This window comes from Cognatundibacterium crateris, from assembly GCF_010078235.1.
Taxonomy (GTDB): Bacteria; Pseudomonadota; Gammaproteobacteria; order Burkholderiales; family Burkholderiaceae_D; genus Undibacterium; species Undibacterium crateris.
The window spans coordinates 100142-114857 of record NZ_JAABOS010000002.1; the positions used below are offsets into that span (position 1 = coordinate 100142).

Genomic DNA, 14716 nt, shown 5'->3' on the forward strand with positions numbered 1-14716 from the left:
GAAAATTCTCTTCAGATTTTATGCTTTAGACAAAGATGCGCGTTCAAATGCCGCCAGTATCGGTTGCAGACGTTCGCGCTTTAATTTCAGCGCCGCCTGATTCACGACCAGACGCGAGGAGATGTCCATAATATGCTCCACCTCGACCAGATTATTGGCACGCAGCGTACTGCCGGTACTCACCAGATCGACGATGGCATCGGCCAGCCCCACCAGCGGCGCTAACTCCATGGAGCCATACAGCTTGATCAGATCTACGTGCACGCCTTTGCTGGCAAAATGCTGACGCGCGGTTTCGGTGTACTTTGTCGCCACGCGCAAACGTGCGCCCTGACGTACCGCATTCTCGTAATCAAAACCGGCCGACACCGCAACAGAAACGCGGCATTTGGCGATGTGCAGATCGATAGGCTGATACAGGCCTTCACCACCATGCTCATGCAGTACATCCTTGCCGGCCACGCCGAAGTCAGCCGCGCCATACTGCACATAAGTCGGCACGTCGGAGGCCCGCACGATGATCACGCGCACATCAGGATCGCTGGTCGCCAGGATCAGCTTGCGGGATTTTTCCGGGTCTTCGGTGACGCGTATACCTGCCTCTTCAAGTAAAGGCAGGGTTTCCTCAAAAATCCGCCCTTTGGAGAGCGCTAGCGTTAATTGTGATCCCATTATTTGATCCGTTGTATCTGTGCACCGACTGCCGATAATTTCACTTCCATTCTGTCGTAGCCACGATCCAGATGGTAAATGCGGTCTATCAGTGTTTCACCTTCCGCCACCATAGCGGCAATCACCAGCGAGGCAGATGCGCGTAAATCGGTGGCCATCACTGGTGCGCCCAGTAATTTATCAACGCCATTCACGATCGCGGTGTGTCCGTCGATCTCTATCTTTGCACCTAAGCGGTTCATTTCCTGCACATGCATGAAACGGTTCTCAAAAATCGTTTCAGTGACGCGGCTGGTTCCCTGTGCGATACAGTTCAACGCCATGAACTGTGCCTGCATATCGGTAGGAAAGCCCGGATATTCGGTGGTGCGGAAGCCAACTGCCTTAGGGCGGCTGCTCATCTGAGCCCGTATCCAGTCCGGACCTGTGGTCAGTATCACGCCCGCTTCACGCAGCTTATCAAGTGCCACATCGAGGATGTCGCTGCGGGTATGGGTCAGCGTGATGTCGCCACCGGTCGCTGCCACCGCACACAGGAAAGTCGCAGTCTCGATACGGTCTGCAATCACGGCATGGCTGGCGCCATGCAAGGCAGTGACACCCTGAATCACCAGACGATCAGTACCTATACCTTCAATCTTTGCGCCCATGGCGACCAGCAGATTCGCCAGATCGGTCACTTCGGGTTCACGTGCTGCGTTTTCCAACACGGTTTCGCCTTCGGCCAGGGTTGCCGCCATCAGCAGATTTTCGGTACCGGTGACTGTAATCATATCGGTCACGATGCGCGCACCCTTGAGGCGCTTGGCTTTCGCATGGATATAACCAGCTTCGATAGTGATTTCAGCACCCATCGCCTGCAAGCCCTTGATATGCTGATCCACCGGACGTGAGCCTATCGCGCAGCCACCAGGCAGTGACACCTTGGCTTCACCGAAGCGTGCCAGCAAAGGCCCCAGCACCAGTATCGATGCACGCATAGTTTTCACCAGATCGTAGGGTGCTTCCAGCTTGTCGATCTGCGCACCATTGAGGACGGTGACGCCGTTTTCCTGACTGACCTGCAAACCCATCTGACGCAACAGCTTCAACATGGTATTCACGTCCTGCAGCGATGGGACATTATGCAGAGTCACATCTTCAGCACTCAGCAAACCCGCGCACAGTATCGGCAAGGCCGCGTTCTTAGCGCCGGAAATACGAATATCACCTTGTAGGCGGTGACCACCTGTAATCAATAATTTATCCATTATGCCTGGTACTCTTCGGGAGTCAGTGTTTTCATCGATAAGGCGTGAATCTCTTCGCGCATACGGTCACCCAATACCGCATACACCATCTGGTGGCGCTGAATCAGGCGCTTACCCTGAAAAGCGGCGCAGACGATGACCGCCTGAAAATGCTGGCCGTCGCCTTCTACGCTCAGATGAGTGCAGTCGAGGCCGGCAGCGATATAGTCTTGAATCTGTTGTGGAGTAGGTAACACGTTCATCTTTCTAATTGGCAGAATTTGCGCACACCAGCTCAGTTGTCTGCAAGTGTCCGACAGTGACAATGGTGCGCATATTCTTTTTTATTTATCTCTGAAACTCAGTGACGCAGTTTATAGCCACGCTTCAGCATTTGCACCGCCAACCCTGCCAGCAGCAGGAAGAAGACGGCAACGATCATTAAACTAAATACAGGATCGACATCCGATTTGCCAAAAAATCCAAAACGGAAACCATCTATCATGTAAAAGAAGGGATTAAAGCGAGACAAGCCCTGCCAGAACGCCGGCAAGGAATGTATCGAGTAAAACACACCGGATAAGAAGGTGGCTGGCATGATCAGGAAGTTCTGGAATGCCGCTAACTGGTCAAACTTCTCTGCCCAGATACCGGCGATCAGCCCCATGGTTCCCAGCATCGCTGCGCCAAGCAAGGCGAACAAGGCTATCCACAGCGGCGCGACAAAATGCAAATCAGCGAACCATGCAGTCACAATAAACACGCCTGCACCCACCGTCAGCCCGCGCAAAATAGCGGCCAGCACATAAGCACCAAAAATCTCCCAGTGCGACAAAGGCGGCAACAAGACAAATACCAGATTGCCGGTGATCTTGGATTGAATCAGTGAGGAAGATGAGTTGGCAAAGGAATTCTGCAGCACACTCATCATGACCAGACCCGGCACCAGAAAGGCGGTATAGCGCACACCGGGATATACCTGCACATGCTCTTCCAGCACATGCCCAAAAATCAGCAGATACAGTAAAGCTGTCATCACCGGCGCAGTAATGGTCTGCGTCGCAACCTTCCAGAAGCGCAGCACTTCCTTGTACAGCAAGGTGTTAAAGCCAGTCATATTGCTCATTGTTTGCCCTCCATAATCTGCAGGAAGACATCTTCCAGATCCGCTTGTAACAACTGCATATCTTCAATGACACACCCCGCCTGGCGGAAAGCCGTCAATATGGATTCAACCTGATTGAAATCGGTGACACGCAATACAAACTGACGCGGATCCGCGGTCACTTCATGGCTGATGATTTTATCGCTGAGCGCAGGTGGCAACTGGGTATACCCACTGGCTGCGACCGTTATGCGTAACTGTGAACCGGATATCCTTTGTATCAGTGCGGCGGTACTGTCTAGCGCAACGACCTTACCCGACTTGAGCATCGCAATGCGGTTGCACAGCGCCTGAGCTTCTTCCAGATAATGGGTAGTAAGCACGATGGTATGGCCATCGCGGTTCAGTCTGGAAATAAACTTCCACAGGGTCTGACGCAACTCCACGTCGACACCGGCCGTCGGCTCATCCAGCACGATCACTGGTGGTTTGTGTACCAACGCTTGCGCCACCAAAACCCGGCGCTTCATGCCCCCAGACAGCGAGCGCATATTGGCATCTGCCTTATTGGTCAGATCCAGGTTCTCCATGATCTCATCTATCCATTTGTCGTTATTTTTGATGCCAAAATAACCGGATTGCATGCGCAGAGTCTCGCGCACCGTGAAGAAAGGATCAAATACCAGCTCTTGCGGCACCACGCCCAGATTACGGCGTGCATTACGATAATCGCTGACCACATCATGCCCCTGTACGCTGATATTGCCAGCGTCGGCGCGGTTCAGTCCGGCCAGGATGGAGATGAGCGTGGTCTTGCCCGCACCGTTCGGGCCGAGCAGACCGAAAAATTCGCCCTCTTCTATCGAGAGTGATACGCCACCCAAAGCCTGCAAAGACTGGTAACGCTTTTGGATATTGCTAATTTGTATGGCTGCCATGTGGCGTGCTTGCACTTCAGTGCATTCAGAAAGTGGATTTAAGGTGAGCGCCAATTTTCAGTGGCGAAACCTTTGATTATAGGGGATTTTCAGAGAGAGAACCGGACTGACCTGAAACTTCGTTCAGGCCAGTGGTTCGTAGCCGTGAGCGTCAATGTCGCTCAGGTGTTTGTACAGATGCGTGGGTAGCGAATTGCTCGCTGAGCCCGTAAAGGCGAATCAGGCTTTCCAGTCCGGCAGGAACTTGAAGGCAAGTAATTTGCTGACTTTTCGTCAATAATTGTCGCTGCCACTCTATCATGGCGGCGACCGCGGAAGAATCCAGACGGGAAAGTCCGGAAAAATCAAACTCACTTTCTCCTGCGAGTATCGCTGCCTTACCTGCAGCGATCACTTGCATCGCATTATCCTGAGTGAGTTCCTGACCGACTGTAAACACAGATCACCTATTATTTTGAACCAGATTTAGCCGAAGCTGCCGCCAGTTTTTTATTCTTTTCTACCAGAGTTTTGATCAAACCATCGATACCGGATTTGCTGATTTCAGCAGAAAAACTGCCTTTGTACGTCTCAACCAGCCAGGCTCCCAGCACATTGATGTCATAGATCTTCCAGCCTGTAGGCAGCTTTTCGAGACGATAGTTTAACTGAATCGGCTCGCCACGGGATTGGATCACCTGGGAACGTACTTCAACTTCAGTATCTTCCGGAGCAGCACGTAAAGGTTTGAATTCCATGCGCTGATCTTTGATTTGGGAAATCGCACCGGAATAGGTGAATACCAGCAAAGTGCGGAATTCGTTGGTCAACTGCTTCTGCTGCTCAGGCGTGGCTTCACGCCAGCTTTTACCGGCGGCCAGAGAAGTCATTCTTGGGAAGTCGATATAAGGCAGAATTTTATTTTCTACCATGTCATAAACGCGCTTTTGATTACCGGCCTGGATTTCCTTATCGTTTTTAGCCAGATCCAGGATTTCCTGGCTCAGACGTTTAACTAACTGATCGGGCGCTTCCTGTGCCAGTGCTGTACCGCCTATGCTAAGACTTGCCATCAAGGCTAAAACAAAGCGGGAAAAAAGTGATTTCATGTGTATTCCTTATCAACCTGTAGCGTTCATCTGCACACGTGCACCGATTCGCTTCAGGTCCTTGAGTTAATAGTCAGCTGCAGTTATTAATCCTGCTCAGGGTTGATTTGCCCTGCACGCCTTTGGAGGTAAGCATCGCGGATAAACACATATTTATCCAAAGCGGCCTCTTCGATCAGTGAACCCGCATCCAATACCGATGCACGCTTATCCACCAGGCGTATCACCGTGCCGGTATTGCGGATATAAAGTGGCTCTTTATACGACCACAAGTCTGCCTTCATATCGACTGGCAAGGCAACCGTGTCACGCAAAGTAGAGGATCCAAATACCGGAAGTACTAAGTAAGGGCCGGACGGTACTCCCCAGCGCCCCAGAGTCTGACCAAAATCTTCTTTGTGCTTAGTCAGACCGGCAGGAGAACCGATATCCAGAAAGCCGCCCAGTCCAAAGGTGGTATTCAAGGCAAAGCGCATGAAGTCGGAGGCACTATCGCCTACTTTGCCTTGCAACAGATTGTTGACTGCGTTCCAGACATCACCGATGTTGCTGAAAAAATTGCCAACCCCAGTCTGTACAAAACCCGGTGTCACATCACGATACGCACGTGAAACCGGTTGCAACACAGCCTGATCCACATTGTCATTAAAGTTAAACATGACCCGGTTAAAGCCTTCGAGCGGGTCGCGCGGATTTTTACCGATATTGGTTTTAGTGCTGATGGTATCAAGCGTCTGATCTGCCTTGGCTTTGATCTGGTCCATTTTCACGGTACTGCATGCACTAAGCATCATGCTCAGCATAAGTACCAACAGAGCCATCAAACGGGAGGAACCCGGGAGAGATAATTTCGCGTTCATTTCTTTTGTTCCGAACTGCTGTCTGCAGCTTTACTAAATAAAAATTGGCTAATCAGATTTTCCAACACCACCGCCGACTGGGTCATCTTGATACGGTCACCGGCAGCCAGATTCTGGGTATCGCCACCAGGTTCCAGGCCTATGTATTGCTCACCTAACAAACCTGCCGTCAAGATTTTGGCAGAACTGTCTTTCGGGAACTGATAACGCGACTGTAACTGTAGCGTCACGGTAGCCTGAAACGTTTTGTCATCAAAGCGTATGTCCGACACCCGGCCGACCACCACACCAGCACTCTTGACAGCTGCACGCGGCTTTAAACCACCGATATTGTCAAAACGTGTGACTACATCATAGGTTTTTTCCAGAGAAAGTGCGCTCATATTTCCAGCTTTGAGTGCCAGGAACAGCAATGCCGCTGCGCCAAGTACCACGAATAAGCCCACCCAGAAATCCAGAGATTTTTTTTGCATTTTTTTTCCTTACGCGGCGCCTTCCATCTCTATCCGGAAATTTGCCAGCGAATAGCACGAGAGTTAATTCTTTAAGTATCTTTATGTTACCGGGTGCCAGACTGCAAGCCCTGTCTCACTGAAACATCCAGGCGGTCAGCAGGAAATCCAGCCACAGCACCAGCAGCGAAGAAACCACAACGGTACGGGTGGTCGCACGCGCCACACCCTCAGGCGTAGCCTGCGCTTCATAGCCCTGGAACAGCGCTACAAAGGTCACAGCAAATCCAAACACAACGCTCTTGACAACACCATTACCGATGTCCTGCCAAACTTCCACACCTGCCTGCATCTGCGACCAGAACGAGCCATTATCCACACCGATCAGCTTCACACCGACGATATAGCCACCAATGATCCCCATCGCATTGAAGATCGCTGTCAGTATTGGCATCGCAATCAGCCCGGCGATAAAACGTGGCGCCAGTACCCTTTGCACCGGATTGACCGCCATCATTTCCATCGCAGCCAATTGCTCACCCGCCTTCATCAGGCCTATTTCTGCAGTCAGTGAGGTTCCGGCACGACCGGCAAACAGCAAAGCTGTAACGACCGGCCCCAGTTCGCGCGTGAGCGACAAAGCAACCAGCAAGCCCAGCGCCTCTTCTGAGCCATAGCGATTCAGCGTGTAGTAGCCCTGGTATCCGAGTACAAAGCCAACAAACAAACCGGAGATAGCAATAATCACCAGCGAATAATTACCGATAAAGTGAATCTGGTCGGTCACCAGCCGTGGCCGGCGCCATAATCCGCCAGCGCTGAACAATATCGAGAAAAAGCAGCGCGTGGCATAGCCCAGATCCGCTGCTCCTTCCCGTATATGACGGCCTATCCATTCAAATATCATGCGTTCCCCTTCAAACCCAGATCATCCATGAGCGACTTACCGGGATAATGAAATGGCACTGGTCCGTCAGCTTCAGCATGCACGAATTGCTTTACATACGGGTCTTCAGAGTCACGCATCTGTTCCGGAGTTCCGTGCGCCACGATTTTTCCTTGCGACAGGAAATACACATAATCAGCAATCGCAAAGGATTCATGCACATCATGTGATACCAGTATTGAAGTCGATCCCAATGCGTCATTCAGGTTACGGATCAGATTCGCAGTCACGCCCATAGAAATCGGATCCAGACCTGCGAAGGGTTCGTCATACATAATCAGTTGCGGGTCGAGTGCCACAGCGCGTGCCAGTGCGACCCGGCGTGCCATCCCGCCGGAAATCTCAGCTGGCATCAGATGCGCAGCATTTCTTAAACCGACTGCCTGCAATTTCAGCATGACCAGGTCACGAATCACCGTATCAGAGTAATTGGTGTGTTCACGCATAGGGAAAGCCACATTATCAAACACACTCAGATCAGTGAACAATGCGCCGTGTTGGAACAACATGCCCATTTTGCGCCGTATGGCGTATAAACCTGCAGAGTCCAGCGTATGCACCGCCTGACCATTCACGGTAACACTGCCTTGCTGAGGCTGAATTTGTCCACCGATCAGACGCAGTATCGTGGTTTTCCCAGAGCCGGACCCGCCCATGACGGCGATGACCTTACCACGTGGGAAATCCATGCTTAGCCCGGACAAAATAGTCCTGCTTCCATATCCGAATTGGATATCGCGAATTTCGACAAGATTGGACACAGTAATCAATAGTGTTTTGCAAAAACCAGATTGTAATGCAGAACACTCATGAAGGTGGGGAGTTGAAAATGATTTTTTTTGCAATAAAACTCATATTTATTCAAATAAACGATTATCAACAAAATAATAATTAACAATTCAATTGAATTACGGAATTTTATTTAAAAACAGTAGTAGAAATACTATAGAAATTAATGAATATTGGGTCATTAATTAAGAAAAATGACCCAGCTTGAACTTTGACTATTCCATTTTTCACAGGATTCCCTGCATTGCTGAGGAAATCCTGTTTGCATAGACATGACTCAGCCAGCGATCAACGTGGCAAGACTGAAGCGCCCATCAAGGCCAGATCAACCTCACGCGCACACTGACGCCCTTCGCGTATGGCCCATACCACTAGCGACTGACCGCGACGCATATCACCTGCTACATAGACCTTAGGCACATTGGTCTGATAACAGCCCGCGCCTTCTGTGCTCGCTCTGGCATTGCCACGTGCATCTTTGTCGACACCAAATGCATCCAATACCTGTTGTACTGGCGAGACAAAACCCATGGCCAGCAAGACCAGGTCGGCTTTCAGTTCAAATTCAGACTCCGGCACTTCCTGCATTTTGCCGTCTTTCCATTCAACCCGGCACGCGATCAGCTTATCGACCTTGCCCGCCTTGCCTTCCAGCCGCTTGGTGGCAACCGCCCAGTCGCGCTCACAGCCTTCCTCATGCGAAGATGAGGTACGCAATTTTGTCGGCCAGTAAGGCCAGACCAACGCCTTGTTTTCTTGCTCAGGTGGCTGCGGCAGTAATTCGAACTGGGTCACTGATTTGGCACCATGGCGATTCGAGGTGCCTACGCAGTCAGAACCGGTATCACCACCACCGATCACGACGACATGTTTGCCTGCTGCCAGGATCTGGTCTTTCAGCTTATCACCGGCATTGACCTTATTCTGTGCTGGCAGGAACTCCATCGCAAAATGCACGCCTTTGAGCTCACGGCCCGGCACCGGCAAGTCACGTGGCACTTCGGCACCACCGGCAATCACCACTGCATCAAAGTCTTTTTGCAATTGCTCAGGACTGATGATTTCTTTTGACCAGTTAGTGATATTGACAGGAAAATCTTTGCCGACCAGGACGCCAGTGCGGAACACGACACCTTCCGCCTGCATCTGTTCTATGCGACGATCAATATGACTTTTTTCCAGTTTAAAGTCAGGAATGCCATAGCGCAGCAAACCACCGGCACGGTCATTCTTTTCAAATACCGTCACCTCATGCCCTGCGCGCGCCAACTGCTGAGCTGCCGCCAGACCGGCTGGACCGGAGCCAACAATCGCCACTTTTTTTCCAGTCTTCACACTGGCCGGCTGCGGCGTGACCCAGCCATTTTCCCAGCCCTTGTCGATAATGTAGTGCTCTATCGATTTGATACCAACGGCGTCATCGTTAATCCCCAGCGTACAGGCCGACTCGCATGGAGCGGGACAGATGCGCCCGGTGAATTCCGGAAAATTATTGGTGGAATGCAGAGTGTCGAGTGCAAGTTTCAGATTGCCGTTGTACACAAGGTCATTCCAGTCAGGGATGATGTTATTGACCGGGCAGCCGTTGTTACAGAAGGGAATGCCGCAATCCATACAACGTGCAGCCTGAGTTTTCGCCTGCGCATCATCCAGATGGACTAAAAATTCTTTGTAATGTTTTTTACGTGACTGCGGTGCCTCGCTGGCTTCCTGCAGTCGCTGATACTCCATAAAACCGGTGACTTTTCCCATGATAAAACCTCTAATTCGTAAGGGGCTGAACGCCCTGAAATCCTGTTAAGCGACATCACTGCATACAGACAATCTGCATCGCAGTGATGCGCGCCGCATCGATAAGCCAGTTCGCGTCAGGCAGCCTTGGCACTGACAGGCGCCTGTTTAGCTGCAGCCATTTCAGCCAGCGCACGCTTGTATTCATTCGGGAATACCTTGATGAACTTAGCGCGGCTACGGGCCCAGTCATCCAGTATGTTGCGTGCACGGGTGCTGCCGGTATGTTTGAAGTGACGCTCAATCAGGCTGCGTAAAATCGCCTCATCAGTTTCACCTTCGCCACCGCGCAGGATGCTATGCCAGACCGAGGCATCCACCGTCGCCGCTTGCACGTCACCTGCCAAAACCGGCTCCAGACTGACCATGGCCAGATTGCACTTCGCTTCGAATTCGCCATCCGGGTCATACACATAAGCGATACCGCCAGACATACCCGCTGCGAAATTACGTCCGGTCTGACCTAATACGATCACCGTACCGCCAGTCATGTATTCGCAGCCGTGATCGCCGGTGCCTTCAACAACCGCGACCGCACCGGAATTACGCACCGCAAAACGCTCGCCAGCCACACCATTGATAAACGCCTCACCGGCAATCGCGCCATACAACACGGTATTGCCGCAAATGATGTTATCGACCGCCCAGCCACGGAATTCGGTGTTCGGACGAATAATGATGCGACCACCAGACAGACCCTTGCCCACATAATCATTACCCTCACCGACCAGATCCAGCGTCACGCCATGCGCAAGGAAAGCACCGGCCGACTGGCCTGCAGTACCTTGCAACTGCACATGAATGGTGTCGTCCGGCAGACCGGCATGACCATAACGTTTCGCCACTTCACCCGACAGCATCGCGCCTACCGTGCGGTTCAGATTTTTAACTGGCTGAATGAAAGATACTTTTTCACCGGTATCCAGCGCCAGTCTGGCTTGCGCGATCAGCTTGTTGTCCAATGCCTTGTCGAGGCCATGATCCTGCACATCCACATGGCGGATCGCAGCATCAGCGCCAGCTTGTGGCTGATGGAAGATACGCGCAAAGTCCAGACCTTTGGCTTTCCAGTGCGCGACTGCCTTAGATTTATCCAGCAAATCGACGCGGCCTATCAATTCATCATAGGTACGCACACCCAGCTGCGCCATGATCTGACGCACTTCTTCGGCCACAAAGAAGAAGTAGTTCACGACATATTCAGGCTTACCAGAGAATTTGGCACGCAATACCGGATCCTGTGTCGCAACACCGACCGGGCAAGTATTGAGGTGGCATTTACGCATCATGATGCAGCCTTCAACCACCAGCGGCGCAGTGGCAAAGCCGATTTCGTCCGCGCCCAGCATGGCGGCAATGGCGACGTCACGGCCGGTTTTCATCTGACCATCAGCCTGTACCCTGACCCGTCCACGCAAGCCATTGAGTACCAGCGTCTGCTGGGTTTCAGACAAGCCCAGTTCCCAAGGGGTACCTGCATGCTTAATCGAGGACAGCGGCGACGCGCCGGTGCCGCCATCATGTCCGGCGATCACCACGTGATCAGCCTTAGCTTTAGACACACCTGCTGCAATCGTGCCCACACCGACTTCAGAGACCAGCTTGACCGAAATCGATGCCTGCGGATTCACGTTTTTCAGATCATGAATCAGCTGCGCCAAATCTTCGATAGAGTAAATATCGTGATGCGGCGGTGGCGAGATCAGGCCCACACCAGGCACCGAGAAACGCAGCTTAGCGATATATTCGGAAACTTTATGTCCAGGTAACTGACCACCTTCACCGGGTTTAGCGCCCTGCGCCATTTTGATCTGTATCTGATCTGCAGAACTCAGGTATTCGGCGGTCACACCAAAGCGGCCAGACGCCACCTGCTTGATACGGGAGCGCAGCGAGTCGCCATCCTGCAGCGGAATATCCACTTCTATCTGCTCTTTACCGATCACCGATGCCAGCGTCTCGCCATTGCGAATCGGGATGCCTTTGAGCTCTTGCTGATAGCGCGCAGGATCTTCACCGCCTTCACCGGTATTGGATTTACCGCCGATACGGTTCATCGCAATCGCCAGTGTGGCATGCGCCTCAGTACTGATGGAGCCCAGAGACATCGCACCGGTCGCAAAGCGCTTTACGATTTCTTTGGCTGGCTCGACCTGTTCCAATGGAATTGCCTTCGCCGGGTCTATCTTAAATTCAAACAAGCCGCGCAAAGTCATATGACGCTTAGACTGATCATTGATGATCTGCGCGTATTCCTTGTAAGAATTGTAGTTATTGGCGCGGGTGGAATGCTGCAGTTTTGCGATCGCATCCGGTGTCCACATATGGTCTTCACCACGTATCCGGAATGCATATTCACCACCCGCATCCAGCGCATTGGCCAATACCGGGTCCTGGCCAAAAGCAGCCTGATGCAGGCGCAGAGCTTCTTCTGCCACTTCAAACACGCCTATGCCTTCAACATTGGATGCGGTACCACGGAAGTATTTGTCGACCAGCGATTTATTGAGACCAATCGCCTCGAATATCTGCGCGCCGCAATACGACATGTAGGTCGAGATGCCCATCTTGGACATCACCTTCATGAGGCCCTTACCAATCGCCTTGGTATAGTTGTAGATGGCTTTTTCAGCACTCAGATCACCGGGCAGATCTTTCACCATATCGGCCAGCGTCTGCATCGCCAGATACGGATGCACTGCCTCCGCACCATAACCAGCCAGCAAAGCAAAGTGATGCGTTTCGCGCGCTGAACCGGTTTCGACCACCAGGCCTGTCGTAGTACGCAAGCCCTTGCTGACCAGATGCTGATGCACAGTCGAAGTCGCCAGCAGCGCAGGAATCGCGACATTGTTGGCATCCATCTTACGGTCTGTGATGATCATGATGTTGTGACCGGATTTGACCGCATCCACCACTTCAGCACAGATAGAAGCCAGACGCGCCTCAATACCATCCTTGCCCCAGGCAACCGGATAGCAGATATCCAGCTCATAGGATTTAAACTTACCGCCGGTATTGGCACTGATATTGCGCAGCTTGGCGATATCGTCAAAATCCAACACAGGCTGTGCGACTTCCAGCCTCATAGGCGGATTGATGTTATTGGTATCAAGCAGATTCGGTTTCGGGCCGATGAAGGAAACCAGCGACATCACCATCGCTTCACGAATTGGATCGATAGGCGGATTGGTGACCTGCGCAAACAGCTGTTTGAAGTAGTTATACAGAGGCTTGAGTTTGTTCGACATCACCGCCAATGAAGAATCGTTGCCCATAGAGCCTATCGCTTCTTCAGCGCTGAGTGCCATCGGTGTCAGCAGGAATTTAAGGTCTTCCTGGGTATAGCCAAAGGCTTGCTGACGGTCGAGCAGACTTGCGCTTTCTACCTGCTCAGCAGCCTGACCTTTGAGGCCATCGAGTTTGATACGGACCGATTGTATCCATTGCTTATAAGGCTTGGCATTGGCATAGGTATCTTTGATTTCTTTGTCGTCGATAATACGACCAGCTTCCAGGTCAATCAGGAACATTTTGCCGGGTTGCAGGCGCCATTTCTTGATGATTTTCGATTCAGGAATAGGCAATACGCCAGACTCAGAGGCCATCACCACCAAATCATCATCGGTCACGATGTAACGCGCTGGACGCAAGCCATTGCGATCGAGTGTGCCGCCAATCTGACGGCCATCGGTAAATGCCATTGCTGCCGGACCATCCCAAGGCTCCATCATCGCTGCATGGTATTCATAGAAGGCACGACGATTATCATCCATCATGCTGTGATTTTCCCAGGCTTCAGGAATCATCATCATCATCGCTTGTGCAATCGGATAGCCCGCCATCACCAGCAGTTCCAGCGCATTGTCAAAGCTGGCTGTGTCCGACTGGCCTTCAAATATCAAGGGATACAGCTTTTGTAAATCATCACCGAGCACCGCCGATTTCATCACACCTTCGCGCGCACGCATCCAGTTGAAGTTTCCTTTGACGGTATTGATTTCGCCGTTATGCGCAATCATGCGATAAGGATGCGCGAGTGGCCATTCAGGGAAAGTATTGGTGGAAAAGCGTTGATGTACCAGCGCCAGCGCCGATACGCAGGCGCTGTCCTGCAAATCCTTGTAATACACGCCGACCTGATCAGCCAGCAATAAGCCTTTATAGACCACGGTACGGGCCGACATCGATGGCACAAAGTATTCTTTACCGTGCAACAGCTTGAGCGCTTCAATCGCGTGGACCGCTGATTTACGGATCACATACAACTTACGCTCCAGTGCATCGGTCACCATGATGTCCGGGCCACGACCGATGAAAATCTGGCGGATCACCGGTTCTTTTTCGCGTACTGTCGGCGACATAGGCATGTCACGGTCGACCGGTACATCGCGCCAGCCCAGCACTACCTGGCCTTCGGCACGCACGGCACGTTCTATCTCTTGCTCACAGGCCAGACGGGATGCATGTTCTTTCGGCAAGAAGATCATACCGACGCCGTATTCACCCGGCGGTGGCAGGCTAACGCCTTGCTTGAGCATTTCTGCACGGTAAAACGCATCCGGAATCTGTATCAGGATACCGGCACCATCGCCCATCAGGGCATCGGCACCGACCGCGCCGCGGTGGTCGAGATTTTTCAGGATCAACAAGCCCTGATCAATGATCGCGTGGCTTTTCTTACCTTTGATATGGGCGACAAAACCCACACCACAGGCATCATGTTCGTTGCTAGGATCGTATAAACCTTGAGCTTGCATCACTATCTCCAGAAGGCAAAATGGTCTGTCTGGAAAAGAGAATAGTGCAGCGCAATAGAAACATCAATCGAAATAAAATGGGGTCA

13 protein-coding genes are annotated in these 14716 nt (G+C 51.9%); all 13 read right to left on the minus strand.

Translation table 11 applies throughout. The annotated features are described in order from the left end of the window. Positions 1-18: 18 nt before the first annotated feature. Positions 19-672 carry an ATP phosphoribosyltransferase gene (gene hisG, locus EYB48_RS03680; RefSeq protein ID WP_162018964.1) on the minus strand — a complete coding sequence of 218 codons (654 nt, stop codon included), beginning with the start codon at positions 670-672 and terminating at the stop codon, positions 19-21. Next, positions 672-1922 carry a UDP-N-acetylglucosamine 1-carboxyvinyltransferase gene (murA, locus tag EYB48_RS03685; protein WP_162018965.1) on the minus strand — a complete coding sequence of 417 codons (1251 nt, stop codon included), beginning with the start codon at positions 1920-1922 and terminating at the stop codon, positions 672-674. Before murA ends, hisG begins: the two co-directional genes overlap by 1 nt. After that, on the minus strand, positions 1922-2158 hold the full coding sequence (locus tag EYB48_RS03690; RefSeq protein ID WP_162019418.1) for a BolA family protein: 237 nt from the start codon (positions 2156-2158) through the stop codon (positions 1922-1924). Before EYB48_RS03690 ends, murA begins: the two co-directional genes overlap by 1 nt. Positions 2159-2262: 104 nt before the next feature. After that, complete coding sequence (locus EYB48_RS03695; RefSeq protein ID WP_162019419.1) at positions 2263-3018, minus strand: ABC transporter permease; 756 nt, start codon at positions 3016-3018, stop codon at positions 2263-2265. 5 nt (positions 3019-3023) lie between these two features. After that, positions 3024-3944 carry an ABC transporter ATP-binding protein gene (locus EYB48_RS03700; RefSeq protein ID WP_162018966.1) on the minus strand — a complete coding sequence of 307 codons (921 nt, stop codon included), beginning with the start codon at positions 3942-3944 and terminating at the stop codon, positions 3024-3026. A gap of 151 nt (positions 3945-4095) precedes the next feature. Continuing rightward, complete coding sequence (locus EYB48_RS03705) at positions 4096-4383, minus strand: STAS domain-containing protein (protein ID WP_162018967.1); 288 nt, start codon at positions 4381-4383, stop codon at positions 4096-4098. 10 nt (positions 4384-4393) lie between these two features. After that, on the minus strand, positions 4394-5032 hold the full coding sequence (locus tag EYB48_RS03710; protein ID WP_162018968.1) for an MlaC/ttg2D family ABC transporter substrate-binding protein: 639 nt from the start codon (positions 5030-5032) through the stop codon (positions 4394-4396). Between the two features lie 86 nt (positions 5033-5118). Next, complete coding sequence (locus EYB48_RS03715) at positions 5119-5892, minus strand: MlaA family lipoprotein (RefSeq protein ID WP_235934894.1); 774 nt, start codon at positions 5890-5892, stop codon at positions 5119-5121. Further along, entirely contained in the window at positions 5889-6365 is a 477-nt protein-coding gene (gene mlaD / locus EYB48_RS03720) for an outer membrane lipid asymmetry maintenance protein MlaD (RefSeq protein ID WP_162018969.1), read from the minus strand. Before mlaD ends, EYB48_RS03715 begins: the two co-directional genes overlap by 4 nt. A gap of 115 nt (positions 6366-6480) precedes the next feature. Beyond that, entirely contained in the window at positions 6481-7251 is a 771-nt protein-coding gene (gene mlaE, locus EYB48_RS03725; protein ID WP_162018970.1) for a lipid asymmetry maintenance ABC transporter permease subunit MlaE, read from the minus strand. Further along, on the minus strand, positions 7248-8051 hold the full coding sequence (locus tag EYB48_RS03730) for an ABC transporter ATP-binding protein (RefSeq protein WP_162018971.1): 804 nt from the start codon (positions 8049-8051) through the stop codon (positions 7248-7250). Before EYB48_RS03730 ends, mlaE begins: the two co-directional genes overlap by 4 nt. Positions 8052-8367: 316 nt before the next feature. Beyond that, positions 8368-9831, minus strand: a complete 1464-nt coding sequence (locus EYB48_RS03735; RefSeq protein WP_162018972.1) for a glutamate synthase subunit beta — start codon at positions 9829-9831, stop codon at positions 8368-8370. A 116-nt stretch (positions 9832-9947) separates the two neighbouring features. Further along, positions 9948-14630, minus strand: coding sequence for a glutamate synthase-related protein (locus tag EYB48_RS03740; RefSeq protein WP_162018973.1), 4683 nt, complete (start codon positions 14628-14630; stop codon positions 9948-9950). Positions 14631-14716 lie beyond the last annotated feature (86 nt).

Excerpts from the sequence above, each read along its gene's own strand:
- EYB48_RS03710 (WP_162018968.1), bottom strand. The coding sequence starts at position 5,032 with ATGAAATCACTTTTTTCCCGCTTTGTTTTAGCCTTGATGGCAAGTCTT.
- EYB48_RS03735 (WP_162018972.1), bottom strand. The coding sequence starts at position 9,831 with ATGGGAAAAGTCACCGGTTTTATGGAGTATCAGCGACTGCAGGAAGCC.
- murA (WP_162018965.1), bottom strand. The coding sequence starts at position 1,922 with ATGGATAAATTATTGATTACAGGTGGTCACCGCCTACAAGGTGATATT.
- EYB48_RS03700 (WP_162018966.1), bottom strand. The coding sequence starts at position 3,944 with ATGGCAGCCATACAAATTAGCAATATCCAAAAGCGTTACCAGTCTTTG.
- hisG (WP_162018964.1), bottom strand. The coding sequence starts at position 672 with ATGGGATCACAATTAACGCTAGCGCTCTCCAAAGGGCGGATTTTTGAG.
- mlaE (WP_162018970.1), bottom strand. The coding sequence starts at position 7,251 with ATGATATTTGAATGGATAGGCCGTCATATACGGGAAGGAGCAGCGGAT.
- EYB48_RS03740 (WP_162018973.1), bottom strand. The coding sequence starts at position 14,630 with ATGCAAGCTCAAGGTTTATACGATCCTAGCAACGAACATGATGCCTGT.
- EYB48_RS03715 (WP_235934894.1), bottom strand. The coding sequence starts at position 5,892 with ATGAACGCGAAATTATCTCTCCCGGGTTCCTCCCGTTTGATGGCTCTG.
- EYB48_RS03695 (WP_162019419.1), bottom strand. The coding sequence starts at position 3,018 with ATGACTGGCTTTAACACCTTGCTGTACAAGGAAGTGCTGCGCTTCTGG.
- mlaD (WP_162018969.1), bottom strand. The coding sequence starts at position 6,365 with ATGCAAAAAAAATCTCTGGATTTCTGGGTGGGCTTATTCGTGGTACTT.